This window comes from Spirosoma fluminis (assembly GCF_054778895.1).
The window spans coordinates 578271-605194 of sequence record NZ_BAAGZD010000041.1 but is presented as its reverse complement, the minus strand read 5'-3'; the positions used below and the strand labels follow the sequence as shown (position 1 = coordinate 605194).

Genomic DNA, 26924 nt, shown 5'->3' with positions numbered 1-26924 from the left:
TTTCGCACTTTTGTTCTTTCGCACTTTCATTCTTTGAGTCAATGAATGTTATTGAAAATATTCGGGAAGGGCTGCGGTCGATTGCGGGAAACCGCCTTCGGACCATTCTTACGTCGCTTATCATCGCCATCGGTATTACGTCGCTGGTGGGTATCCTGACCGCTATTGACGGCATTCAGAATTCGGTGAACAGCAGCTTTGCGGGGCTGGGAGCCAATACGTTCAATATTGTGGCCCGGCAGGATGCGTTTCGGCGCGGAGGACGGGTTCAGCGGCAGGACGCCCCCATCGATTATTTTGATGCGGTGCAGTTCAAACGCCGGTTCCCGTATGGGGCTACGATTTCCGTCTCGACCATCGTTAATGGGGCCGCGCAGGCTAAGTTTGGCTCGAAAAAAACAAACCCGAACATACAGTTAACGGGGGGCGACGATCGATACTTACCCGTCAAGGGGTTCACCCTCCAGCGTGGCCGCAACCTGACTCCAAACGACATTACGTATAACCTGAACGTAGCGATTATTGGCAGTGAAGTGGCTACTACGTTGTTTGAGCGAAAGCTGGACCCGCTGAACCAGGTCATTCGGGTATCCGGCAATCAGTATAAAATTGTGGGTGTGCTGGCTAAAAAAGGAGGGTTGGCCGGAGGGGGCGATGACCGGATTATTCTGATCCCCATTGACAATGCCCGCGCCCTGGCCGGAACGCAGAAGCTTTCGTTCGACATCACAGCGTCCGTGCCCTCCGTATCGGATCAGGACGAAGCCATTGGCGAAGCACGCGGGGTTATGCGCCTGGTGCGCCGTGATCCGCTTGGCCAGCCGGATTCATTTGAGATCGAGCGGGCCGATGATCTGGCCAAAGAAACCGAAAATATTACGGGCTACCTGCGCATGGGGGGCTTCGGGATAGGATTCATTACGTTGCTGGGAGCCGCCATTGCGTTGCTGAATATTATGCTGGTCTCGGTTACAGAACGTACTCGTGAAATCGGCATTCGCAAATCTTTGGGTGCAACGCCCAAACGCATACGGGAGCAATTTCTAATTGAGGCCATTGTGATCTGTATTCTGGGCGGCATCGGTGGTGTGCTGCTTGGCCTCGGCATTGGCAACCTGATTTCAACCCTCGTTAGTCAGGGTGAGGGCGGCTTCGTTGTGCCCTGGGCCTGGATGGGACTGGGTATCGTTGTATGCGTAACGGTCGGCCTTTTTGCCGGTATTTATCCTGCCGTTCGGGCTTCAAAACTTGACCCCATTGAAGCGCTTCGGTATGAATAAAGCTATAAAGTCATACATTTCGTCAGTCAACTTTATAACTCTTATTTGCGTACTTTCTATTTGCCCACTGGCAGGTAAGCGGTGAACGTTGATCCCTTCCCGACTTCGCTGCAGGCCGTAATGGACCCACCGTGGTTTTCGGCTACTTTTCGGCAAATGGCCAGCCCAATGCCCGTACCGCTGTACTCACTACGTCCGTGCAGCCGCTCGAACAGTTGAAAAATCCGGTCATGGTGCTGCTCGTCAAACCCAATGCCGTTGTCCACTACGTCGATGGCTATCCAGGATTGGTAAGGGCGATTGTGCAACGAAGCCGGGAGTGCATCGGCGGAGACTACTCGGGCCTGAACGTGTACCCGTGGTTCGGTATGCGGTCGGGAAAACTTGAGGGCGTTACTCAATAAATTCTGAACAAGTTGCCGCAACTGAAGCGGGTGGCCTGCTACGGCAAGCGGATTCGTCATGTTATTACCGATGGTTATCTGAGCTTTCTTATCCTGAATAGCCATTTCTAAGTCATTGATTACTAAGGCAAACAAGGCCTGTAAGTTGACCAGCTCAAACGGTTCCGGCTGAGTCGATAAGCGGGAGTAGGCGAGCAGATCCCGAATCAACAGGCTCATGCGCTTAGCCGCCGACTGCATCCGCCGGAGCATGTCCTGTCCTTCGTCGGGAATCGCATCGCTGTATTGATTGAGCACCAGATCGCCGAATGATTGAATTTTACGCAGGGGCTCCTGCAAATCATGCGACGCTACGTAGGCGAACTGCTCCAGATTCTGATTGGATAGCTTAAGGTCGTTCACGAGCTGTTCGGCGCGCTGAAGCGTATGACGTAGCAGGGTCTGGTCATTAGCCGCCAGTACAATACCATCGCCCTGCTTCACGATAGAGATATCGAACCAGCCGTTAACGTGGTTGTCTTCCAGGCGGGTTTCAAAGCGTATCGGTTGTCCAGATTCAACGACCGATACGTATCGGTCGAAAACGCCCGACGTTTTCAGGTTCGGCAGTACCTCCAGCATTGTCCGGGTTGTCGTCTGGGCTACTGGATGGCCCACAACGCGGGCATTGGCTTCGTTTTGCAGCAGATACCGGAAGTCGACAATCTGGTTCGTCTGGTCGCGGATGGCTTCAAACAGCACAATCGGCATCTGGCAGCTGTTCAGAACGCCCTGTAATAAGGCGGCCTGCTGTTTTGCCTGTAATTCGGCCCGTTTCTGGTCATTAATGACAGAATAACCGCAGATGGCCCGGTTTTCGTCGAGTTGCGTGATCCAGTTATCCGTATAATTGTCATACCCATCGCTGGTGTAATGAACCTCGAACCGCTGCGGCTCGCCGGTAGCAAAAACGGCCTGATAGGCAGGCCAGTAAGCAGTTTTCATTACGCCGGGAAACAGCTTCAGCATGGTGGTGCCAGCCAGCGTCTCCCAGGAAAGACCGGTATGGTCGAGCACGGCCTGGCTCACCCGGACGTAACGCAGGTCAACCATAGCTCCGTGTTCGTCGCGAATGGCCTCCACGATGTTTAGTCCGTTCGTGATGTTCGCTAATACGCCATTGAAGAGGTTCGCCTGCTCTTCCAGCTTCTGAGCTGCCTGCTGCGCCAGCGTAATGTCAGTGAGCGTAACCACCAGGCCGTTGCCCAGTTTATTGATGGCTACGTCATACCATTTATCAAAATTGGGGAAGTAGTGGTTTGCCCGAACCGAATTACCTGTTTCATAGACCGAGACATAGTACTTCCACAAACCGGTTTGCTTGCTTTCCGGGTAAAGGTCGGTGACGAGCTTTCCTGCTACGTCGCTGGCCGTTAGGCCTTTATACTGGAGTGAGTACCTGAGCGAGGCTTCATTTAAGAATAGAAAACGAAAATTTTCGAGAGTTCCCTGATCATTCAGCACGGCTTCATAAACAACAACCGCATGTTCGGAAGTCCGTAAAACGCCGTCAACAAGCTTGTTTTGCTGTTCCAGCTCCAGCGCGTTCCTACGCAACGTAGTCACATCGTTAAAGAGCACGATAATGTGTTCCTTATCCATGTGTGTGACGGTTAATTCAAGATACTTGTCGATGGATGCGTAGTAGGACTCCGTTTTAAAAGGTTGACCAGTTTCCAATACCTCGCAATAGTTGGCGAACAGGCCCGACGGCTTGAAAGCCGGATTCAGCTCACTGATTGTCTTGGTAAAGACATCTTCCTGTTTGTAGCTGCTTATCGCAAAACTGGCGGGATTGGTGAGAATCGCCTGAAAGTCGATGATCTCACCTGCCTCATTACGTAGTGCCCGTTCAACGGTGATGCTGCTGGGCGCAGCGTTGAGAACGCTGTGGAGCAGGGCCTTCTGTTCGGCCAGCCGTTCGACCGTTTTCTGAAGTTCAAGGTTTTTTTCTTCGAGTGCCGCCTGTGTTTGTTTTAACTCGTCAATGTCTTTAAATACCGTGAAGAAACCATCGCCCAGCGGACGGCTCTGCGACTCGACCCACCGACCGGTCTGTTCGTTAAAATAATGGAAGTCTGCGGGTTCCTGTAGCTCAACGACCCGCCGTAATTGATCCGCAAAGAGGTGACCTCCGGGCGAGCGTTGGAACAGAAGCTGGTTTTCGAGCTGCGCGCTGGAAAATCCGGTAATCAGTAAGGCTGACGGCGTGTAGTAAAGCGTGCGGTAGTCAAGTATCTGTCGGTCGGCACCACGTACGGCTTCATAAGCAACGATGCCCTGCGGAGACGTAGCGAGTAGTTCAGCAAGGAGGGGAGGAGAAAGCGTGGTCATTCCCGTTGAATACGTGGTAGCCATAGACGAAAAGGTAAAGGTTGTAAAGCTAAGAAAATGAGACAACATGCACTCACCAATCCATTCGTTCCACAAATCGTGCGGCTTAATCCCACTTTTTTCTTGCATAACACCGCACAGCGCCCTACTTTTGCACCCACGTTCGCGTTCGGAGACGGGTTTAACCGACTCCGAACCGATTCTTAAGCCGGGATGGCGGAATCGGTAGACGCGATGGTCTCAAACACCATTGTCTGCAAGGACATGCCGGTTCGAGTCCGGCTCCCGGTACAATAATCCCCTGCAATGTGCTGTCAATCAGCATTTTGTGGGGGTTTTTGATTTCTATGGTCTGTGATACCGTTATCAGCCGAACAGTACGTTACTTACTGGCCATTAATTATGGCTGATCCAACACTTATCTGTTAGCTTTACTGAATACCAGTATCGTTTTTTTTAATCAAGTTGCCTCAAAGTTTCTAAGGAGAGCCCTGTAGGGAAATCGTCTAACGCAAGATCCCTATTCCAACCAACGCTGAGAATCACAGTGTACAGTAGAAATGTAAGCTGGTTCAACGGCCGAATAACGTGAATATAGGTAGCTGATTGTAAGATAGATAGGGCTAAATTCATTTGTGTTAATGTTCAGCAACGTACAATCATTGTGGGGTTCTGGCTACAGTATTGGGTAAGGTTCGTCATTGTGCGTTTTAACTTAGATTAATATATAATATATAATGCGCTGATTTTTAGTGGTTTGGCTCTAAGTGCATAACGTTGGCACAGTTTAGGTAATGCACTGAGTGGAAGGTCCTAGCTTCAGTTGTTCGCGGTCTGAATCGGCTGCTCTACCATAGATCGAGTATCATGTTGATATACGTGACACTTTTAACAGATAAACCAAAAGCCCGGCAACAATCGGGCTTTTGGTTTATTAATCCTGACGAACTTGTATGCACATAGACGAACTACCAATTGTTTTCATTGATGCCGACGAGGATGATCACCTGACCTTCAAACAGGCACTGGCTGAGTTATCGTTACCCAACCCTATACTTGTGTTTTCACAGGCGGAACTTGCTTTGGATTACTTAGTTATAACTGAGGATCAACCTTTTCTGATTATCTGCGAGATCAGCATGCCAGGTATGAACGGACTGGAGTTACGCCGACAGATTGAGCGTGACAGCAACTTACGACGTAAGGCAACGCCGTTCGTTTTCATGACCAACCCCGTTATCGATTACCTGGTTGAAGAAGCCTATGAGTTGACGATACAGGGCTTATTTGAGAAAAAGACGGTTTTTGACGATTGGAAAAGGCAGTTGGGTGCCATCATTGCTTATTGGAAGGAGTGTCAACATCCCAAATGGTTTGGAGGGTAGCGAAAACCTGTCTGGGATTCGGAAAACGAGATAAGGATAAACCGTTTACTGCAAACCTGGAACCGCTTTACTGTAAGCCTAGTGCTGAAACTGCCCCAACAGGTAGCTTGTACAAGCTACCTGTTGGGGCAGTTTCGTAGAAAAATTCTACCTTGAAAGGCCGGTTTTAGTCAACGTAACACACATGGCCCGTTACATTTCTTGAGGCTTCCGCCGTTATGTACCGAGGAGTTAGTGGTGCTGAGGCAGCGGTTTTATTAACTTTACACAAAAAAAAGCCCAATCCAGGTGGATGGGCTTACTGCATTACAAGGTATACTTAATAATATACTGATGTCAATATTAAGACGCGAGCGTAACCTTTTGGTCACCTTTTTATTGAAAATATTTCTAATTTTCCGTAGCTGACTATTTGCAATAGCCGCTAAGCCTTATGATACGCATCCCGATTTTGGAGTTCGCTTAGTATAATTTCGGTTTGGCTGTCTTGTTGAGTCAACAATAGTACAAATTCCATTAGACCCTAATCACCCTTGTGGTTAGGGTTCTTTTTTGAATGATTGCATGTGTTATACGCTGAAGAACACCAGCAGACACAATTGACGAAAGCGTATAGATTCCAAAACGAGTTTCACCCGCCCGAATCGTAAATGGCTTGGTTGGCTTAGGATCACCCGTTTGTCTAATGTGATCCGTAAAGGTCGAAGCAGCCAGGGTCGAGGTAATAAATTTTCTACGTTACCTGCACAGTTCTTTTTAAAATTGATAGGCAAAATTGATTGAACGCTGAGCGTATCTGGCGGTAAAAAATGGTCATTTTTAGTCTTTTCTGAGAAGAAACGTATCATCAGCCCAAACGAATTATATGCTGTCGCAAACAGCCCTCTGATTGTCGCATACACCCATACTGCATTACGTCGGGCAGCGATACCTTTGTTCTGTCGTGTGCTGCCTTTCACACGTCGACCAGTAAACAGGAGAATGAACAACTAACGAACAGACAGATGAGAAAACTAAAGCTGCAGGTACAAATGACCGTCGACGGATTCATCGCCGGGCCAAACAACGAAATGGACTGGGTCGCGTTCGACTGGGATGATGAACTCAAACGCTACGTGACCGCCCTGACCGAACCGGTTGACTGCATCGTTCTTGGCCGAAATCTGGCTCAGGGTTTTATCCCCCACTGGGCTTCGCAGCCGGAAGAGGAGGGGGCTGAAAAGATAAATAGCACCCCGAAAATTGCGTTTACCAAAACGCTTAAAGACACCGAGTGGGCCAATACCGTTCTGGCCAAAGGCGATCTGGTTGAGGAGATCACGAACCTGAAACAACAGACCGGGGGCGACCTTATTGCCTACGGGGGCGCTACGTTCGTGTCGGCTTTGATTAAACACAACCTGATCGACGAGTACCATTTGCTTGTCAATCCCGCTGCTATTGGGATCGGCATGCCGATCTTCGATCAACTCGACCGCAACCGCCCGCTGACCTTAGCACAATCGAAATCCTTTGCCTGCGGCATCGTAGTGCTCCACTATGAGCCAAAGCGCAACGAATGAACTACTAAAGCAGGCTTGCTTGGACCCATAAACACTACGTAACACGCGCGAGTGTGCAAGCCGGGCTATGCAAAAAGTACGCTGATACGTGTTTAAACAGGATACAATCAACAATTTAAACCGGTTCTAAGGCATGCAGCAGGACAGACCAATTACCGGCTGACTGTTCAATATATCGTCCCAGTAATCTCGGCCAGACTCACTCAGGCCATCGGGAGAAACTTTCAAGGCATGCCACTGAATTTCTGAAAGGCCAGCCTGATTCAACACGGTTTCGTGGGTAGACTTAGCGAGGTGGTAGTTTACTACGCTGATGTGCGAAGCGTTTGATTGGTAAAAGCGATAAAGGATTTCGGCGCCCTCCGAGTAGCTCTCGTTCTGGCGGGTGAAGCCGTAGGGAAACATCAGTTCGACGGTGGCCTGATAATCCGGGTTGCTATTGATGGTAATGAACCGCCCCCCCGGTTTTAAGTGATTGGCGATAACGGTGCTCATTTGCAGCAGTTCGTCGGCATTGCGGGCGTAATTGAGCAGATAGGTGGCCGTAATCAGATCGAACTTCTGCCCAAGATTCAGTTCCAGCGCGTTCTGGCAATGGTAGGTCAATCCCAGCGAATTATTGGTTTCTGCTTCGTCGGCAAGGCGAATCATCTCTTCTGAAATGTCGACGCCAACTACATTAGCGGCTCCTCTTAACTTGATCTGCCGCGTATAAAACCCTTCTCCGCAGGCGAGGTCAAGCACGGTTAGGTCAGTTACATCGCCCAGTATATCAAAAAAGGTATGTGATTCAACGTGTTTCCGCCACGGCAGCATTTTTGAGGCCTGGTATTCTTTAGCAATGGCATTGTAGTTGGTCGGCATATCGGTTCAGGTAAGGTTTAGATGTTAAAAGAGATTATTTTTACTGCCGATTCAAAAAGTATTTACTATACGTATCAGCCTTGGCAGATAGCGGCCCGATGACTTGGGAAACCCCCTCAACTTTAATAGCTTTGGTGCCGATTTACCAATAGGAGACATGAAGTTTGCTTCATTACGTCTAAACTATGGCTCGGGCAGGCCCGCTAAAAAGGCCGGTTTAACCCGAAATAAATCATCACAGTAATTCCAAACACGTTTTTCATGAAGGTATTATTTTTAGCGCTGTTGATTGGCCTACAGACCCAGTTCGCAGCAGCGCAACAGATTCAGCGGGAGACCGCCCAAAGTCTGCTCGTTGTGACCTTTAAAGATTCCACCCAGTTACGGGCCGCCACCGGGTTTATCGTAAAATCGAAGTCCCGCCGTAATTACCTAATCACGAACTGGCACGTTATTACCAACAAGAACCCGGTTTCGCAGGCCTGGCTCGATCCTAAAGCGCAGATTGAGGCCAACCGAGTTGCGATCGTGTACAACGGCAAAAACCTGGGCGATCATAACGCGAGGATTGAACGATTGGTGGATGCCAAAGGCGCTAAGCTGTATCAGCAGTTTCCGTTCGGTAAAGAGATGGTTGATATGGTAGCTATCCCGTTGACCGATACGGCCAAGAACATCAGCCTGTTTTCGGTGAATTATAAAGCTCAGCCCGACTCGGCATTCATGGCTCCAGCCGATCGGTTATTTGTCATCGGTTTTCCGCTGGGTTACGCCAGTGTCAATGCGTTTCCGATCTGGAAGTCAGGTTTGGTTGCGTCTGATCCGGATCTTCCCCAGGAAGGAAAGCCCATTTTCTGGATTGATGATATAGGTTACCCAGCCATGTCGGGCTCACCGGTTTATCGCAAAGGGGCTAGTTACTTTGACCGAAAGGGCAACTTAAAAACGCTTCCAACCGGAAATGACTCTTTTTTTGTGGGTATGTACAGTAACATTGGCATCAACGGATTAGGAACCGTCTGGAAGGCTGGCTACCTAAAACAATTCTTGGACAAGTTACCCTAACCAATACGTTGAGCCGGATACGATGGTGATACCGCTTGAATCCGTGCCCCGTTATTCGCGACTTCAAGAGCCTGGTTACTCTCGTAGCCGGGCTTCTTTGTGAACTGATTATTGCTCAACCTGCACCGAATGATCCCTGGCTATTGTGGGGAGTCGGATAGTAATATTTTACAGAGATAACTCTACTTACCAGTCATAACGGTGGTAGACAATTACCGGAATATTGTAAACAGTCGTTGTTCCTGGCATGCGTCAGCGTTAGTTCTGCTGCAGCTACGGGTAAATCAATAAACCGTTCGTCCGTAGCTGTTGGGTGCTTGTCGTTATATAATCCGAGCGATACGTGCGTTTTGTCGGAGCAGATGGCTGCTAAGCCAGCTTACAAAGAGAGTGCTCACAAAGACTACCCTAAATTTGCCGAAGACTGGCCAGTTGGTTTGTAAAAGGGTAAATTGAAACCAGTGACAAACCCGTAATGGATGCAGTAAATGCCATACGCATTGGCGGACAAACTCGTCCAGACTTCTGCCGGGCGGCTCATAAACCGCTTGAAATAACTCAAGCAGGCGCATACACTCATTAAGCAGCTCGCCACAAAAGTGAGATCATACAGGAAGTAGCCTTGCGCAGGCGTCAAACGCCCTTGCCTGATCTGTTCGGCACCGAAGCCCGATTCCCAAATCACCAGTGTATAACTCGTAATGCTCAGGATCAGCCAGAAGAGCCAGCCCCTGTTCAAGAATCTACCTTGGCTGAACAGAATGCGTTGCCAATCCACAGCTCCTAAACTACTGCCCAAAAGAAAAAAGAGCCTGTAGAACAGGAGCCGGTTAAGCTGAACGTCGAAAGGACCCCACCGCCCTACCCAGGTATAGTGGCCTATCCATAAACTAAGCGGAATCAGGCTCAGGGCTACCATCGAGTATAGCACCAGTCCAAACCAGATGGGCTGCTTACGTAGACGAATCAGCCATTGGCCCGCGATCAGGAAAGCCGTCGGCTGGAGGGTGGCAATCAGGACAGTTACGCCATCTAAGGCAAGTAACAGCCAGATGAACCAGGGTGGCCCTACTGGCCACTGTTGCGCAACGAGATAGTCTGTTAGGAAGGCAACAACGTCTGTCGAATGCGTGGCCTGATAGAAAGAAGGGAAGTACGCTGCCGGAATGAGCAGCAACTCGGTTACCAGAACGGAATTCCCAATCGGACAAAACGATCTGCCAGATACGCCTTTGTCCCTTTTTTCTTTATCCCCCGATCCACAAACAGGCCGCTGATGAAAAACATAAGCGGCATGAAAAACACGTCGTTAAAACCAATGAACGTATCTATAACCAGCCAGCGGTGCGTATCGACAATAGGGGCGGTTGACGAGATATAGTGCGTAGGATCAAAATAAGCGAAGGTTGGATAAGCCAAAGCCGCATGATGAGCGACGACCAGTACGGTAACAAACGAACGCAGGTAATCCAGCCAGACCACCCGGTCGTTGCCAGTTTTCATAGTACCATCGCGTTTGAGTCAATCCAGTCAATGATACGGATAAAGCGGGAAGGTTGCATGAACAGGACGAACCAGTTCCGGTTTTGTATCAAATCATGCCATGCGTAAAGTCAAACCAGCCTTACGTAGAGTCGTCCCGGTGCCCCGCTGTCGGTTGTTGTAGTATTGAGGACTAAAACTCCCGCGCAAATGCATCCACGTTTCCTTAATTCCTTTCCTGATTTACAAAGTAATCAGCCGCTGTTTATGAACGGCCTCACAACAGGCAACTCCCGGCTTATTTTGGGGTTGCTTCCAGATTTCCGCCAAACAAAGTCAATTCGTATTTGTGCAGGCTGGTTGTTCTGCTTGCTCTTTCTCGGCCAGGCCCTGATCAGCCTGGGGCAGACCGGAACCACTGTAGCAGGTGGACAGGGGCCTGGAGCGAATCCTAACCAACTAAATAATCCTACCGGTCTTTACGTAACGTCCAACAGTGTCGTCTATGTGGCAGATTATGATAATAACCGGATTCAGAAGTGGGCGGTAGGAGCTACGGCTGGTGTTACGGTGGCCGGGGGCGGGCCAGCCGGATCTGGGGCTCATCAGTTAAATAAACCGTTTGGTGTCTTTGTCGGCGCTGATGGGGCAATCTACGTTTGCGATGCCGGCAATCACCGTGTCCAGAAATGGGCTCCAAATGCCACAACTGGCGTAACAGTGGCCGGAGGAAATGGGGCCGGTAAAACCAGTACGCAGCTAAATGCCCCAACGGGTATCTACGTATCGGCTGATGGTACGTTATACGTTGCCGATTTTCTTAATGACCGGGTGCAGCAGTTTCCGCCCAATTCTACCTCCGCTACACCCGGGCAGACAGTGGCGGGTGGGCACAGCGAAGGAGGAAATGCCAATCAGCTCCGGCACCCGGAAGGAGTCGTGGTGGATGAAACTACAGGGACTGTCTATGTGGCTGATACGTATAATCACCGTGTTCAGAAATGGTTACCTAATGCCAACGAGGGCATAACGGTGGCCGGAAGCACGACGGCGGGGGCCGGTGCCAGCCAGCTAAATACTGCATTTGGGTTATATCGGGACAGCAACGGGTATATTTATATTGCCGATGCTTACAATCACCGTATCCAGAAGTGGGGGCCGGGCGACACGCAGGGGACTACCGTTGCTGGACTAAACGCGGCAGGCGCGGATGCCGACCATCTTGATACACCTCAGGGCGTATTTCTGGATGGGAACAAACGGATCTACGTCGTTGATCATGCCAATCATCGGGTACAACGATTTGGGAGCTGTCTCTCGCCCATAGCTACACTCAGTAACAGTGGAACAATAACGTGCGCTACAACCAGCGTACTACTGACCGCGGGTGGCGGAGGCTCCGAGGATACGTATACGTTTAGCAATGGCGCCATTCCACTCGACAACAGCGGGACCAGTTCTATGGCCAACGTTACCAAAGGAGGCACCTATACGGTAACCGTAACGAACAAGACCAACGGTTGTACATCGTTCACGACAACAACGGTCAGCAGTAATACGGCTGCCCCGTCAGTTAGTTTTAGCAATACAGGGCCGCTATCATTTACCAACGCGAGCGTTTCGCTCCTGGCGAGTGCTCAGCTGGGCGATAGCTATGTCTTCAGTGCGGGTGCTATTCGGCAAGGCAGTGGGAATACTGCCAGCGTGACTACCGCGGGTGTCTACTCCGTAACTGTGACCCGCTCCGATAATGGCTGCTCAGCTAGTGCCTCTACCACCGTTCTGGGTGGCAACAGTCCCACCGTTTGTCGCAGCGCTTCGGCTACTGTTAACGTGGTTGTGGGTGGTAATCCGATGAAATACGAGTGGTACAAGACCAGCCTCACTACGCCTAAGCTCATGGAGACTCCCCAGCTCTTCCGCGGTACCGCTACGTCGAGCCTTACGCTGATCAACGCACAGAGTAATACCCAAGGTAACTTCTATCTGAAGGTACTCGACCAGTCAGGTACCGCCACCATCTACGGACCCTACCGCTTGACGGTAGACGCTAGCTGCCGGGCTCGGGGGCTGGCCGAGGCTCAACCCGAGATACCGGTACGGGTCGAGTTAGCGCCTAACCCCATCAGTCAGGACCGGCTTCGGGCGCTGGTGCGGGGTGCTGCTGGACGTCCACTGAGTATGGCGTTGGTCGACCTCGTCGGCAAACCGATTCGTCAGCAGCGCTGGGAACAAGCGGAAGCTGAACAGCTCGTCGATTGGGACCTGCAAAGTCAGGCCAGCGGAGTATATGTGTTGCTGGTGATTAGCGAAGCCAGTGATGGGCTGCCCGTCCAGCGGCAGAGTCTAAAGGTAATTAAGCCTTAAATCACCAGGTTATGTTTTCTGGTCAACTCCCCAGGATCGACAGTACGGGAACGGTCCTGGGGAGTTGAGTAATTTTTTATAAGACATATCGGTAAAAGGGGCTGGTTCTGTCGTTTAGACAGGAGAATTTGACTGGTCCATGCAACGCCCGCTACGTCGCTTACTATTGTATCTGAGTTGTGTTAATCTCCTGCTGGCCTGCGTATATCCGGAAGATCTTACCTTACGGGGAACGGTGAACATCGTAGTCGTCGACGGAACGATTACTAACCTGGTCGAAAACCAGAGCATCCGGTTGAACCGCTCAAAAGCCGATCCCTTCACCGGCCGCTTCGGTACCCGGCCCATTACCGACGCCATTGTTGACGTAGTAGTAGATTCGATCCAGGTCATTCGTTGTGCGGAAACAGCCGACGGTACGTATCAATTGCCGGTTGATTTTAGAGGGAAACCGGGGCATGCCTATCAGTTGCGCTTTACGCTCGACGATGGCACGCAGTACGTATCCGACCAGCAGGTCATGCAGACCGTACCCACCATCGACAAAGTTACTTCGCAGTTTAATCCCAATAGTCTCTTTCCGCCCCTGCACGGGTTTTATACGGCCGGTCACGATTTATTTGTGGATTTGAACGATCCGGCGCAAGTGCGTAACTACTACCGCTGGGACTGGAAGCTGTACGAGAAGCAGGAGTGGTGCCGCACGTGCTACCGGGGCATTTATTCGCAGTATAAAGTCATGGCCGAATTACTTTCGGGGCCCTTTCCGCCGGGCAACTATTATATGTATCGGTCCGATAATACAACCTTGCTTGAGGACTGTTACGAAGAGCTGACGCCCGTACCTCCTTCCGTTAGAAACCCCGTACCTGAGTATCGGTATGACTATAGCTGTCGAAGTCAGTGCTGGGAAATCATGTATAGTTATACGCTCAATCTGTTCGATGATCAGTCTACCAACGGGGGCTCGATCCGTCGGCGTAAGGTTGCTCAGATTCCGTTCTATGATCATAACCCCGGCCTGGTTGAGATTCGTCAGAGTTCGTTGACGGCGGACGCGTACCGGTATTTTAAACTGGTTCAGAATCAGACGCAAAACACGGGTGGATTGGCCGATACGCCCCCGTCGGCGCTGGTCGGAAACCTACGTAACGTAGCGAATGCCGAGGAAGCGGTTGTCGGCTATTTCACGGCATCGGCTGTATCGGCCGAACGCTACTGGCTCGACCGTAAAGATGCCTCCGGGCCCTCACTGGGTGGCTCCGGCCCAACCGGTTACTCGGGTTTAGCGGGCGGGGAGTTGTTCTACGCGCTTAACCTGCGTCAGCCCCAGCCTGAACCGTCTCCGCCGTATCAGGCTGAACTTTACCTGATCGATAGCCCACCCCGGCCGCCCACGGCTTTGTGTGCACCCAGTGATAGCAAAACTCCCTTCAAACCCGTGGGCTGGCGGGATTAACTTTTCGGCCTGAGAAATCTATAGGTAAGCAAAACGTCGCATATCATTTCCCGGTAGTACGTTAGCCTGCTCAGTTCGATTGAATAGGAACGAAGGGAAGGTTGAAGAGCATGGAATTTGTTAAAACCTTGCTAGTTTTACCGTTAAACACCATACTATAATGATGCGATTTTTACGCGACTCACTTCTGCTAGGCCCGTTACTGGTATTGGCTATGGGCTCCTGTCTTCAGGATCATCGGTCTAACATCACTCCCGACGGAAGACGTTTTCAATTGAAAACGATGACCACTACGGGTAGCGCAACGGACAGTCGAACCTTTAGCTACAACAGTGCAAATCAGCTCATCGGTATTCAAACCAGCGTAGCCCGAGGCAGTGGATTTACGATCAATCAAACTAATACATATAACAACCAGGGATTGCCCGTTCTGCACAAAGCGGTTGTGCCAACTAGTGGAGGGGACCTTGGCGGACGAAAAGTATTCGAATACAACAGTGAAGGCAAGATAAGCCGGGTGACATTATACAACATATTCCCGCCCCCCATTTATGCGTACCAGGAGTACATCGTTTACGACGACCGAATTCAATACGATGCCAAAGGCAGGGTTACGCATGTTGAGCGCGATCGGTATATGCAACCCGTGCGAGGAAGCAACTTTAAGGAAGGATCGGCCGTGATTACGATTGAGTATGACAGTCAGGACAATCCAGTTGTTGTCAACACCGTATCGACGTTAACATCTATACCGAATCGAGTTATCCGCAGCCGGGCGGTGTATGAGTATGATGATAAGCCTAATGTCCTTAGCGGAATAGATTTCCCGTCTCTACGCGAGTACGGATTTTATGCACCCTACACGGTGGCGAATTCCTATGAGCTTACTTCCTTCATGAAGCATAATCCACTAAAAATAAGCGTATACGAATCTAAACCATTAAGCAACGATCTAGACGATCTCGTTTTAACGCAAACTGAGTCAGCCGTTTATGAATACATGGATGGTTTGCCGACGAAAGCTACCTGGACGGAAAGCGGTACCTCTTTCCCCCCTGGCTATGTATACACCTATACCTTTGGTTACAATTTTTATTGATCATGTCATTCCGCACATTCGCGTTCTGGGCGGCTCCACATAATAGGTTGTTATTTCTGGTGAAGCTAACATAAGTAGAATTGGAAAGCCCGGCTACCGATAGATAGCCGGGCTTCTTACTGCTAAGCGGTACAACGAAGTCTAAAAATTGCTGATTAGCCAACGATTCCAACAATCTGATTGAAGACCTGATTGCACAGAATGGTTGTTTTTCCCAATCCGGCCAACATATTGCCTTTTGTGGTACTGGTTGCCACAACGCTCGAGGCTGTATATGACCGACCGAACAAAATCTAGTGTTAGATAAGCCTAACCATTTAATCAAACGCTAATAGTACAACTTTAAAGATAGGACCTGGTACTGTGGGGGCTATGTAACCGACAAGCACAGTATGAATTTCTTGCTGTTGTAACTTGTTGGCTTGGTTTATTTGACTTAGCTGGCGAATTTTAATGTGCAAAACGCTTTCCCTTTCTATTCACCGTCAACTGTTTCCAGAAACCCCAACCGTGCACGACGAGTTGGGATTTCTGTTTTAGCTACGTCGAACCACATCTGGGCAGGTAACCACCGATGCCCGGTTGGGCGATGACTACAAGCTACCGTACATAATGGAAAGAAATTCCTCGTTGGTAGAAACAAGTACCCAGATTAGCAACGCTAACGTAGTGGCCAGGCCAGTCTTTAGTATGGATTGCGGGGCTCGATGAGCGAGAAACCTGTCATACGCAATGGCCAGGTAGCTAGCTGAAAGACAAGTTACAGGGCGAAGTACCCAAAAACACCGATGAACGAACGGAGTTCATAGTACCGTAATAGCCAGTACGTTATTCGCAGAAAGATTCGACGAGCCTGCGAACTGTTACGTACCGATCAGAATTCGATAACGTCGATTAGCGATACGTTGGGCTTTGCGTCGCCCGCTCATTTTTCGGCCGCGTTTAAACGAACACTGGGAATGGCCCCACGCGAATTTCAGCGAGGTAAACCGGGCCGTTAAACAGCGAGATTAAGTAAAGACAAAGCAAGGATCGAATACAGCAGGCAACTGCCGATGCTGACCTTTGTGGAGTACATAAATGCAATCTGAACAAACGAAAACGAAGACAATGGCAGCAACAATTCTGATAGCGGGCGGAACCGGCAATCTTGGCGGACGAATTATTCGTGAACTGCTGACGCGGGGTGCGGAAGTACGGGCGCTGGTACGCTCCAGCTCTGACGACGAAAAAGTAAAGAATCTTGAGCAGCAGGGTGTACAGGTGATTCAGGCCGATATGTCGGATGTAGCGCAGTTAACAAAGGCCTGCGAAGGCGTTTCCTGCGTCGTTTCATCGCTGCAAGGGCTGCGCGACGTGTTGATTGACGCGCAATCCCGCTTACTCAACGCGGCTATTGCGGCTGGCGTGTCTCGATTTATTCCTTCTGACTTTGCCAGCGACTTCACCAAAATTCCCGATGGGGAGAACCGGAATTTTGACCTACGGCGCGAGTTTATGCGCCATATCGACACAAAACCCATTGCGGCTACGTCGATTTTGAATGGTGCCTTCGCCGATATGCTGCTGTATGGCATGCCGCTACTGGACATGAAAAAGCAGCAGGTCACGTACTGGGAAACCCCCGATTGGCGAATCGACTTTACCACGATGGATAATACGGCAGCGTATACAGCAGCCGCAGCCCTGGATTCCTCCACACCTCGAATACTACGTATTGCCAGTTTCCAGATTTCGCCGAACGAGCTCGCTGCTGTGGCCGGTTCAGTTACGAAGCAACCGTTCAACGTGGTCCGCCTGGGGAATATCGATGAACTTGCGGCCTACAACCAACGGGAACGGGCGGCACATCCTGAAGGCGAGCAGGAGGTGTATCCGCGCTGGCAGCAAAGTCAATACATGCAGAGTATGTTCAGCGTGCAAAATGCTCCGCTCGACAATGACCGCTACCCGGACGTATCGTGGACCAGCGCGCAGGAACTGCTGACGGCGCGGTAATCGTCCAGAATAGAAAAATGCTGACGCGAAGCTTCGCCACAGTGGAGCTACGCGTCAGCATTTTTCGTGAACAACAGCTATTTGCTTTTCTGTCTATCCGTAAATTACGTACCATAAAAGAGGTATCGCTGCCTACAGCCTTTGATGGCTTATGAGTTCGGCTGATAGGGGCCACCCGGAACACCCCATCCCCAATGCGGCATTGGCTCGTCGGGCTGAACGGGATTATCGGTTGTCGTTGAATTCAATACCGCAATGCGGCTGCCCCACTCCAGATACCCGACCAGGGCCGAGCGAAACTCGGGGTCATCGGGTAACCCTAACTCGTCGGCGCTTTCGAGCAGCAACGTCATCCAGCGCTGCCGCATCCGTTCGTTGAGGTGTTTGCCGATATGGTGCGTTACCATACGGGCGTGGCTGCCTTCATCCGCCTGTGTGTAGCGGGGCGGTCCGCCGAACACTTCTCCGATAAAATGAGCGACATGCTGGGCGTGATCCGGCGACATGTGCCGAAAAACGGGTTCCAGCAGCGCATCCTGCCGTACTTTTCTGTAAAACAACTCCGTTAGTTTCTCCAGCCGGTCGTTGCCGCCTGCCCAGTCATATAAAGTTGGGATTGCTTTCTGCTCCATACTACGGGTGTCGGTTTTGGCGGCTATTTTATTGTATAAAGGGCTAACTACGAGTTGACTACTAACCAAAAGTGAAGGTAGTGCACGGGGCGTTACGTATTATCGACAACCTGGTACTAATTGCCCAATTTTCATGGATATAGCCTCTCAGGCATCCATAACGTATGTAGTGAGCTGCTCAAAATACCACCACACGCGGAGTAACAGGATCTTTAACGGGCTAAGATAGGTCCGATTGGCCAGGGCTGTTTACACCACTACAGAGCATGAAGTAATGGAAAGAACTGAATAGGAGAGGCCGCTACGTCGTTCGCATACATGAGTAGTAGAGAGGGACGTTTGCACTTTGTACGATATATGAACCGGACCTTCCATTGCACACGTAATCAACTACATATACCCTAACCCAAAGCCATCACTGCTCAGGTTTGCTGCAACGAACCGATCTAAAGAGTGAGACTGACCAGGTAAAATCTTTATCCGAAATCCACAGTATACGGCTTAATCTCATGAACAAGCTCTGTTTAATTATTCCCTTCCTATTAGTATTCCTGTTGGTGCCTGGCCCCGACAGCTCGGCGCAGGCTCCGAAAGCCAAATTAGCCCCCGATCCCGAAAAAGTTGATCGCGACTATGCTCTGGAAGCGACCATGCTGGGCTTTTTTGCCAAAGATGGTGCCCGTAACCCCACGCTCAAAGCCAACCGGGGCGACCGGGTTCGCATCACAATTACGAATGGCGAGTTGATGACGCATGACATTACGCTGGAAAAGCTCGGGTTGAAAAGTAAAACGATCCAGGAAAAAGGTACCCAGGCCAGCATTACGTTTACCGCCGACAAAAATGATACGTATTACTGTTCCGTGCCCGGTCACCGGGCGGCCGGTATGGTAGGTAGCGTTGAAATCGTGGAAGGAGCGATCTCGACGGCCACTATTGCCGGACAACTACCCATGCGGAACGGACAGCCGCTGAACCTGAATTTCGAGACGGGTACGTTGAAAGACTGGACCGCCACGGGCGACGCCTTCGCAAACCCCATCTTCGCGCAGGACGACCCGTCGCCCGTACACGAGAAAGAGATGCACATTGGCTTTACGGGTAAGCATTTTCTGAGCAGTGGCGGCACAACCAATTACAAACTCACCGGCACCCTGACCTCGGTTCCGTTCAAAGTAACCCAGCCCTTTGCCGCCTTCAACGTATCGGGTGGCGCCTTGCAGGATACCCGCGTTGAACTCGTGCAGGCCGGAACGGATAAAGTTATTTTTCACAGTACGGGGCAAGGTCGGGCGACACTTCAACCGGTGGTCGTCGATTTACAGCCGTATCTGAATCAGGACATTTTTATCCGGATTATCGACAACGAGACCGGCATTTCGCAGATTCCGTACATTCCGAATGACAAGTGGGCGCACATTAACTTCGATGATTTCCTGTTCTATCCGACCCGGCCGACGTTTCCGAACGAGCTGAATCAGAAAGACATCATTATTCTGCCCCCGCTAGACCCGGTGCTTCATGCTGGGCTTTCGGGCGTTGAAGCGGCTAAGGCTATGACTCCGCCTAAAGGATTCAAGATTACGCTGGCCGCGGCCGAGCCGGATGTGGTCCGGCCGATTTGCTTCACTACCGACGCCCGAGGCCGACTGTGGGTCGTTGAAGGCCATACGTACCCCGTTCCGGCTGCGGAGGGGCAAGGGCGCGACCGCATTCTGATCTTGGAAGATACCGATGGCGATGGGACACTGGATAAGCGCAAAGTCTTTACCGAGGGGCTGAACCTGGTGAGCGGTATCGAAGTGGGAATGGGCGGGGTGTGGCTCGGTGCCGCGCCTTATCTGCTGTTTATCCCGGCTGATTTCAAGAACGATAAACCCTTAGGGCCTCCACAAAAACTGCTCGATGGCTGGGGTGCTCAGGATACACACGAAACCCTCAACAGCCTGCGCTGGGGCCCCGATGGCTGGCTGTATGGCACGCACGGCGTATTTACTCAGTCGAACGTGGGTAAGCCGGGGGCTCCGGATGCTGAACGCACGAAGCTCAACGCCGGGGTATGGCGCTATCACCCAACTACCCAGCAGTTCGAGTTATTCTCGGAAGGAACCAGCAATCCGTGGGGACTTGACTTTAACGATTACGGCCATGCATTCATTACCGCCTGCGTGATTCCGCACATGTACCACATGATCCAGGGCGGGCGTTACCAGCGGCAGGCCGGAAAGCATTTTAATCCCTATACGTACGATGATATCAAAACCCACGCCGACCATGTGCACTGGGTGGGCGAACGCGGTCCCCATGCCGGTAATTTCCGGTCGGCGTCGGCGGGGGGCGGTCATGCGCATTGCGGAGCCATGATCTACCTCGGTAATAGCTGGCCGCAGGAGTACCGAAACGATATTTTCATGAACAACATCAACGGGGCCAAGCTGAATCAGGATCGGCCAACCCGAGCCGGGTCAGGGTACATGGTGACGCACCGGCCCGATTTCATGGCGATGAACGACTCTTGGTCGCAGTGGCTGAATATGAAATACGACGCCAGTGGTTCCGTGTGGGCGATTGACTGGTACGACAAAAATCAGTGCCACAGTCCGAATCCCGATGTGCACAACAAAACGATGGGCCGTATTTTCAAGATTACCCACGAAAATGATAAATGGGTACAGGTCGATTTAGTGAAAGCGTCGGATATGGAACTGGTAAATTATCACCTGAATCCGAACGAATGGTACGTCCGGCAGGCCCGGTTGCTCTTGCAGGAGCGCGGTCCTAACAAAAAGGTACACAAGGCGCTGAAAGAAATTCTGGTCAAAAATCCGGACCCAACGCGCAAACTTCGGGCGCTCTGGACCCTGCACGTAACGAAAGGACTTACCGAAAAGGAACTGGTCGACCTGCTCGCCAGCGACAATGAATACCTCCGGAGTTGGGCCATTCAGCTGGTCACGGAAGGCAAAACGGTTTCGCCGGAGACGCTGAAACGGTTTGCGGCCTTAGCCCAGAGCGATAATTCGGCGCTGGTACGGCTTTATCTGACCTCGGCTATGCTGCGGTTAGACCCCGCCCAGCGGTGGGACGTTCTGGATGCGCTCGTGCAGAAAGTGGAAGATAAAGACGATCACAACCTGCCACTTATGCTCTGGTATGCCGCCGAACCGTTGGCCGCCATTGATATGAAACGGGCGCTGGCCCTGGCCCAGAAGTCAAAGATGGCCCAGCACTTGCCGTACACTATCCAGCGGGTGGCCGCCATCGGTACCGACGATGCCAAAAAGCTGTTGAAAGAGTTAAATGATCGGGTGGGCAAACTGGAACACTCTCACCAAAACCACGAGCTTCAGACATTGATCGCTAAAGCGCTGGACGAGTAAACGGATATAGACATGAGAAGAGGAAGAACTAAGACTAACCGATACGTAGTAAGCGGCCTTCTGCTTTGTGGCTGTCTCGCTAATGCATTCGGGCAGTCGAACGAGGTGGTCAGGATTAAGCAGCAGATGGCTGACGGGACATCAACCGCCCGGGCGACCAGTCAGACGGCGGTTGCGTCTACAGACTTTAAAAAGACAAAAATTACCGGTGATTTCATCTCCGAGGGCGTTGCCGTGGCCGATCTGAACAAAGATGGAAAACTGGACATTGTTGCCGGTTACTATTGGTTCGAAGCGCCCAACTGGACGCGGCACGAACTGGCTCCGTCGCGTACGTTCGACCCACGCAAGGAATACAGCGAGTCGTTCTTAAACCTGGGTATGGATGTTAACCAGGATGGCTGGGACGACGTTGTCATTATTGACTTTCCCGGTAAACCCGCGCTCTGGCTCGAAAATCCGAAAAATCCGCCCGGCGCAGCAGGGCCGTGGAAAAAACATATTCTGGCCGACTCGGTCGGAATCGCAAACGAGTCGCCGGGATTCATTGATATCGACGGAGATGGACGGCTCGATATTTTGTGTGGCGATAAAGCCAAAAAACAGATCGTCTGGCTAAAAGCGCCGTCGAAGCCTGGCGAAACCGAATGGAAGCGGTTCGCTTTAAGTCAGGAGAACGTACCGGGAACCGAAATCTTTTCGCACGGTATTGGCTATGGCGACGTCAATAAGGATGGGCTAAACGATGTGGTGGTTCGGGAAGGCTGGTTTGAAGGAACCGCCGACAAGAAAGCCGGAAATTGGGTGTTTCATCCAACCAACATCAGCGAGCCCTGTTCGCACATGCAGATCTTGGACGTAAACGGCGACGGGAAAAACGACGTAGTGAGCGCTTCGGCCCACGCGTTGGGCGTCTGGTGGCACGAGCAGGTGACGGACGAACAAGGCAAGATCAGCTTCAAAACCCACCTGATGAGCAACACCACGGCGCAGACGCACGCATCGATCATGGCTGACCTAAACGGAGATGGTCGGGCCGACTACATTACAGGCAAGCGTTTTCTGGCTCACCACGGCCGCGACCCCGGCGACAGCGACGCGCCAATTCTGATGTGGTTTGAGTTTACACCCGGCAAAGCGCCTTATTACAAGGAGCACGTCATTGATACAGATTCGGGTGCTGGACTAAATATCGTGGCGCAGGACATGAATGGCGACCGTAAGCTGGATATTGTCATCGCCAACAAGAACGGCGTGTATCTGTTCGAAAACAAGATCAAAAAGTAGACAACGCTATCTAACGCATTTGTACGCGCATACAAGAAACGGTTAATACACCCGCCTGAATAGATCGGGGTAATCGACCACAAAACCAGTCGGGTCAACTTGTATGTCAGCACTTAACGTCAAGGGCCTTATCAGATGAGATAAGGCCCTTGACGGCTACTTTTTTGTATACAAACTGGGCACTAAACCCAAATGCGGTGATTTGCGCTGATGCCAGTAAGGATAGACTGGAGGGCGTTCGCTGGCTGCATCGAGCCGCTTTACCTGGTCGGCAGTTAAATTCCAGCCGACGGCACCGAGGTTCTGACGGAGCTGCTCCTCGTTTCGGGCCCCAACAACGATGTTACATACGGTAGGCCGCTGCAACACCCAGTTCAGCGCCACTTGGGCAACGGTCTTGCCGGTTTCGGCGGCTAGCTCGTCCAGTACGTCCACGATACCGTACCAGTACTCTTCGGGAATAGCCGGACCTTCGCCACCACCCTGCGCAATGCGGCTATCGGCAGGCATAGGGTTATCCCGCCGGTATTTTCCGCCCAAACGCCCCGCCGACAAGGGACTCCACACCATAGTGCCAATGCCCTGGTCAACACCCAGCGGCAGCAACTCCCACTCGAATTCCCGGCTCAGCAGCGAGTAATACGCCTGATGGACTACGTATTTCGACCAGCCGTAGCGTTCTGAAACAGACAGCGATTTCATCAGGTGCCAGCCCGAGAAATTCGAACAGCCAATGTAGCGGACTTTGCCACTTTCAACCAAGTCGTTGAGGGCGCTCAGCGTTTCCTCAACGGGCGTTCGGGAGTCGAAGCCGTGCATGAAGTAGATGTCGACATAATCGGTTTTTAACCGGCGCAGACTGTCTTCGCAGGCTTTGACTATGTGGAATCGCGAGGAGCCAAAGTCATTGGGACCATCGCCCATTCTAAAGGTCGCTTTGGTCGAGATCAACACCTTGTCCCGGCGTCCGCTGAGCGCCTGCCCCAGAATCTCTTCCGACATACCGCGGGAGTAGACGTTGGCTGTATCGAACAAGGTCAGACCCGCATCGAGGCACAGATCGACCATTCGGGTTGCTTCGTTTACCTGTGTGCTGCCCCAGGCTTTAAAAAATTCAGTGCCTCCGCCGAAGGTGGCTGTGCCAAAACTTAATACGGGCACCTGAAGCCCGGAGTTTCCTAACTGTCTGTATTCCATGCGTGCGCGTTATCTCAATCATACATGTAACTGGTTCCGGACGCAATGGTTGCGGTCAATATACGAGCGTCGTCTGCCTTTGTGCCGTGTCGGTTGCTTTGTTCGTATCCATTACGCTGCTATTAAATTGTTTACTGGTAGCCCGTAGAACGTAGCGTACTGGTCAATAGCCTGATCAATCAAAACTTGCTCGGATTCTGTCAATATACGGAATGGGTGCAGCGTTACCTTGCTCGCCGATTTTCCGCGTACTACACTCCAGGTGCCCGCAACGAGACCGTTAATGACCAGGCTTCGGTGGTTTAGAATCTGGCCCTGAACGCGTAACGGCCCTTCGTAGGTCGGCTCGAAAAGCGTGCTTCGATCCGCGTAACCCACTACGTATTCGTCGAAGTTGGGCAATAGTTGGACGGTATTCGAGGAGCGACTTCCTGCCGTTGCCGGTACGTACCAGTACGTCTTATCGTCGATACGTTCACTCGCCAATTTATCGTCGATACGTTCACTCGCCAATTGTGACCTGATGGATTCCAGTCCAGACCGGGCGTCGGTTAAGGTGAGTCCCGACCACCAGCTGAAATCCTGCACCGTAGCGGGGCCATGACTCCTGAAGTAACGACTGGCCAACTCTGCCAGTGCTTCGTCGCGTAGCAGCAGCCTAGCCTGGGGAGCCCGGTGTTCCAGCAGGGCATAGGTGTGCTGCCGACCGCGTAAGGCACCGCTGCAAACGACACCGTCGATCTCGGCCCGAATCATTACGTGTGCCAGCGCGGTTGCAACTACCCTAATGCCATTTTGCCGGAGCACGTCGGCCAGTTCGGCGCGGGTCAGGTGTTGGCCGTCCTGTAGCGCCTGCTGAATCAATGCATTGGTGCGGGAGTAAAGGGCATCGTCCATGCCAAGTTTGCGGTCGTTGGTTTTCATAAACGACTTGATTCTCGGGGCTGTCAGCGCAAGCATCCAACGGAGGTCGGCCGGGGCTACGAAATGCCAGGTAGGCCGCAGTACGTGCGTGCGTACGATGGCTCCTTCGTTAAACGCCTGCGTAAACTCGTCTTCAGTAAAGCCCGTCGGCATCCGCTGAGCTATGGACCATTTCGCGTCGGTGAACTCCTGCGATTGAACGGCACCCAGCCAATGCACGATTTCCTGCACTGTGCTGCCCGGCGAATTGATCAATCCCTGCGTCGATCGGCGCAACTGAACAAGACGGCTTTGATCCATAGCTGATATATCTGATTAATTGTAGCCCTGGTTCCCTACATTAACGGCTTTACCGGAAGAAGGCAGTTGGGTTTCTGTGGAGTGCGATTTGCTGTCATAAAAATACTGGCTACTACTGACAGCCGTATGTCAGCAGCCGGGGTAATCGTTCTACTATTTATCCGGTTTTACGGTGTCAGGATTGGTCGGGCGTTACGTTCAGCGCCCATGCTTAGTTCACCTCCTTCTTTCGTCAGCATGGCAACGATTTTTTCATCACCAGCCAGCCTTTTCCGGTTTGTCAGTAATCAACGGATGATCCGTTGATTACCGAGGTTGCTGTGAGCAGTCCGTATCTCGTTTGGATCGGCTCGCAGATCGCAAATCTCCCTGGATTCACCCTCGGTTTGTTAACCTTATGGCCGGATCACAGGTTATCTTACTATTCAACGTAATGAGTGAATTATGAGCGTATCGATTCAGACAAAAGCTGTGCTGTGGGGCTTGTTGGGCGTTGGCGCGTGGATTACGACCAAGGCGCTGCTAGGCCAGAAACGGAAGACTGATTTCCGGGGAAAAACCGTAGTCATCACCGGAGGCTCGCGTGGGCTGGGCCTCGAACTGGCTCGTTTGCTGGCCGAGCAAGGGGCTAACCTGGCGATTTGCGCCCGCGACGGGGAAGAACTCGACCGGGCCGAATCGGAACTGAACCGGTATGGTGTTACCGTTTACGCGCAGCGCTGCGACATCACCGATAAACTACAGGTCGAACACTTCATCGAAAACGTTCGTCAGGCAATAGGCCCGGTCGATGTGCTCATCAACAACGCCGGTATCATTGTCGTTACGCCCTATGAACACGCTACTGAAGCCGACTTCCGGGATGCGATGGACACGAACTTCTGGGCCGCTTTTCACATGACCAATGCCGTTCTGCCGCACATGCTGGCCAGAAATGCCAATGGCGAGTCGAAAGGGCGGATTGTGAACGTAGCGTCGTTCGGAGGGAAGGTATCAGTGCCGCATCTGCTCCCATATTCGACCAGTAAGTTTGCGCTGGTTGGCTATTCGGAAGGGCTGCGGGCGGAACTGCTCAAGAACGATATTTACGTAACGACGATTTGTCCCGGCCTGATCCGGACGGGCAGTCCGCGCAATGCGATCTACAAAGGTCAGAACGAAAAAGAATATACCGTCTTTAAAATTGGCGATTCGCTGCCGCTGCTGACGATCGATTCCACCGAATGTGCGCGTCAGATCATTGATGCCTGTCGCTACGGCGAAGCGGAACGGATTATTTCGTTCCCGGCCAAACTGGGCGCAGCGATCGAAGGCCTGGCGCCTAATCTGGTCAGCGAACTATCGGCCGTAGTGAACAGGCAGCTTCCCGATCCGGGTGGTATTGGTGAGCAGCGGGCAATGGGGCGGGATAGCGAAACTCCGCTTTCACGGTCGTTTGTCACACAGTTGACCGATGAGGCCGCTGAAGAAAACAACGAGACGGTCCGTTAACGGACTGCTTCACCACCGGTCCCAATCAGGCCCGTTCACCATTATCCAGTTCTGCACGACTGCGTAAACGAACGGAACGGCGTCTCGTGGCTAATCTGTATTGATGTCGACGCCGTGCTTTTTGGCGGCTTTTCGGATGCGATCTTTAATCGTGTTCACGTCGTCTGCGTCGTACTTAGCCGCATTGTCTTTGTGGTTGATGTAACTCCATGCGGCCCGAACGTGCTCGGGCGTATCGATGGGGTATTTTTTGTTCGTTGGGTCCGCAAACTCAACGTCTTTTCCATATTTGCGTTCGCCCTCACTTGCCTGAACATCGTCGCGTTTGTCAATTTTTGAAGTAGCCATGTCATTGAGAGATGTTTCAGCTACAAC

Annotated in this window: 20 protein-coding genes and 1 tRNA gene; 13 read left to right on the top strand and 8 right to left on the bottom strand. The window is 51.6% G+C overall.

The annotated features are described in order from the left end of the window. The first annotated feature begins 41 nt into the window (after positions 1-41). Positions 42-1280: an ABC transporter permease gene (locus ACYVBJ_RS24460; protein WP_460984913.1), complete on the top strand. Its 1239-nt coding sequence runs from the start codon at positions 42-44 to the stop codon at positions 1278-1280. Positions 1281-1336: 56 nt separating this feature from the next. Here ACYVBJ_RS24460 and ACYVBJ_RS24455 read toward each other — a convergent pair whose 3' ends face one another. Further along, positions 1337-4081, bottom strand: coding sequence for a PAS domain-containing sensor histidine kinase (locus ACYVBJ_RS24455; protein ID WP_460984912.1), 2745 nt, complete (start codon positions 4079-4081; stop codon positions 1337-1339). A gap of 183 nt (positions 4082-4264) precedes the next feature. On the opposite strand from ACYVBJ_RS24455, the gene ACYVBJ_RS24450 reads away from it, so the two are divergent. The 3 genes from ACYVBJ_RS24450 (at position 4265) to ACYVBJ_RS24440 (ending at position 7004) form a co-directional block, all read left to right on the top strand. Continuing rightward, positions 4265-4348, top strand: a tRNA-Leu gene (locus ACYVBJ_RS24450). A 662-nt stretch (positions 4349-5010) separates the two neighbouring features. Continuing rightward, positions 5011-5442 (top strand): response regulator, encoded by a 432-nt coding sequence (locus ACYVBJ_RS24445; protein WP_460984911.1) that lies wholly within the window; start codon positions 5011-5013, stop codon positions 5440-5442. Positions 5443-6446: 1004 nt separating this feature from the next. Further along, positions 6447-7004: a dihydrofolate reductase family protein gene (locus ACYVBJ_RS24440; RefSeq protein WP_460984910.1), complete on the top strand. Its 558-nt coding sequence runs from the start codon at positions 6447-6449 to the stop codon at positions 7002-7004. Positions 7005-7130: 126 nt separating this feature from the next. On the opposite strand, the gene ACYVBJ_RS24435 is transcribed toward ACYVBJ_RS24440, so the two are convergent. Next, positions 7131-7868 carry a class I SAM-dependent methyltransferase gene (locus ACYVBJ_RS24435; RefSeq protein WP_460984909.1) on the bottom strand — a complete coding sequence of 246 codons (738 nt, stop codon included), beginning with the start codon at positions 7866-7868 and terminating at the stop codon, positions 7131-7133. A gap of 261 nt (positions 7869-8129) precedes the next feature. Here ACYVBJ_RS24435 and ACYVBJ_RS24430 point away from each other — a divergent pair, with 261 nt between their 5' ends. Beyond that, entirely contained in the window at positions 8130-8933 is an 804-nt protein-coding gene (locus tag ACYVBJ_RS24430) for a S1 family peptidase (protein WP_460984908.1), read from the top strand. Positions 8934-9336: 403 nt separating this feature from the next. On the opposite strand, the gene ACYVBJ_RS24425 is transcribed toward ACYVBJ_RS24430, so the two are convergent. Next, the gene (locus ACYVBJ_RS24425; protein WP_460984907.1) at positions 9337-10110 is read right to left on the bottom strand and encodes a hypothetical protein; all 774 of its coding nucleotides are present in this window, start codon (positions 10108-10110) and stop codon (positions 9337-9339) included. A gap of 5 nt (positions 10111-10115) precedes the next feature. Then, positions 10116-10436: an acyltransferase family protein gene (locus ACYVBJ_RS24420; RefSeq protein ID WP_460984906.1), complete on the bottom strand. Its 321-nt coding sequence runs from the start codon at positions 10434-10436 to the stop codon at positions 10116-10118. A gap of 189 nt (positions 10437-10625) precedes the next feature. Between ACYVBJ_RS24420 and ACYVBJ_RS24415 the strand changes: the two genes are divergently transcribed. The 5 genes from ACYVBJ_RS24415 (at position 10626) to ACYVBJ_RS24395 (ending at position 17338) form a co-directional block, all read left to right on the top strand. Next, positions 10626-12782, top strand: a complete 2157-nt coding sequence (locus ACYVBJ_RS24415) for an NHL repeat-containing protein (protein WP_460984905.1) — start codon at positions 10626-10628, stop codon at positions 12780-12782. Positions 12783-12921: 139 nt separating this feature from the next. Then, positions 12922-14241, top strand: coding sequence for a DUF4249 domain-containing protein (locus ACYVBJ_RS24410; RefSeq protein ID WP_460984904.1), 1320 nt, complete (start codon positions 12922-12924; stop codon positions 14239-14241). Between the two features lie 160 nt (positions 14242-14401). Further along, the gene (locus tag ACYVBJ_RS24405) at positions 14402-15340 is read left to right on the top strand and encodes a hypothetical protein (RefSeq protein WP_460984903.1); all 939 of its coding nucleotides are present in this window, start codon (positions 14402-14404) and stop codon (positions 15338-15340) included. Between the two features lie 830 nt (positions 15341-16170). Then, positions 16171-16341, top strand: coding sequence for a helix-turn-helix domain-containing protein (locus ACYVBJ_RS24400; RefSeq protein ID WP_460985277.1), 171 nt, complete (start codon positions 16171-16173; stop codon positions 16339-16341). A 109-nt stretch (positions 16342-16450) separates the two neighbouring features. Continuing rightward, complete coding sequence (locus ACYVBJ_RS24395; RefSeq protein WP_460984902.1) at positions 16451-17338, top strand: NmrA family NAD(P)-binding protein; 888 nt, start codon at positions 16451-16453, stop codon at positions 17336-17338. 149 nt (positions 17339-17487) lie between these two features. Here the strand turns inward: ACYVBJ_RS24395 and ACYVBJ_RS24390 are convergent, their stop codons facing one another. Next, entirely contained in the window at positions 17488-17970 is a 483-nt protein-coding gene (locus ACYVBJ_RS24390) for a group II truncated hemoglobin (protein WP_460984901.1), read from the bottom strand. A gap of 509 nt (positions 17971-18479) precedes the next feature. Here ACYVBJ_RS24390 and ACYVBJ_RS24385 point away from each other — a divergent pair. Both ACYVBJ_RS24385 and ACYVBJ_RS24380 read left to right on the top strand, forming a co-directional pair. Continuing rightward, a complete protein-coding gene (locus ACYVBJ_RS24385) occupies positions 18480-21350 on the top strand; it encodes a PVC-type heme-binding CxxCH protein (protein WP_460984900.1) in 2871 nt (956 codons plus the stop codon). 126 nt (positions 21351-21476) lie between these two features. Continuing rightward, positions 21477-22637, top strand: coding sequence for an FG-GAP repeat domain-containing protein (locus tag ACYVBJ_RS24380; RefSeq protein WP_460985276.1), 1161 nt, complete (start codon positions 21477-21479; stop codon positions 22635-22637). Positions 22638-22793: 156 nt separating this feature from the next. Here the strand turns inward: ACYVBJ_RS24380 and ACYVBJ_RS24375 are convergent, their stop codons facing one another. Both ACYVBJ_RS24375 and ACYVBJ_RS24370 read right to left on the bottom strand, forming a co-directional pair. Continuing rightward, entirely contained in the window at positions 22794-23834 is a 1041-nt protein-coding gene (locus ACYVBJ_RS24375) for an aldo/keto reductase (RefSeq protein WP_460984899.1), read from the bottom strand. Between the two features lie 111 nt (positions 23835-23945). After that, positions 23946-25058 (bottom strand): winged helix DNA-binding domain-containing protein, encoded by a 1113-nt coding sequence (locus ACYVBJ_RS24370; RefSeq protein ID WP_460984898.1) that lies wholly within the window; start codon positions 25056-25058, stop codon positions 23946-23948. A 444-nt stretch (positions 25059-25502) separates the two neighbouring features. Here ACYVBJ_RS24370 and ACYVBJ_RS24365 point away from each other — a divergent pair, with 444 nt between their 5' ends. Continuing rightward, on the top strand, positions 25503-26549 hold the full coding sequence (locus ACYVBJ_RS24365) for an SDR family NAD(P)-dependent oxidoreductase (protein ID WP_460984897.1): 1047 nt from the start codon (positions 25503-25505) through the stop codon (positions 26547-26549). Between the two features lie 90 nt (positions 26550-26639). On the opposite strand, the gene ACYVBJ_RS24360 is transcribed toward ACYVBJ_RS24365, so the two are convergent. Continuing rightward, positions 26640-26897 (bottom strand): DUF6582 domain-containing protein, encoded by a 258-nt coding sequence (locus ACYVBJ_RS24360; RefSeq protein ID WP_460984896.1) that lies wholly within the window; start codon positions 26895-26897, stop codon positions 26640-26642. Positions 26898-26924: the final 27 nt, after the last annotated feature.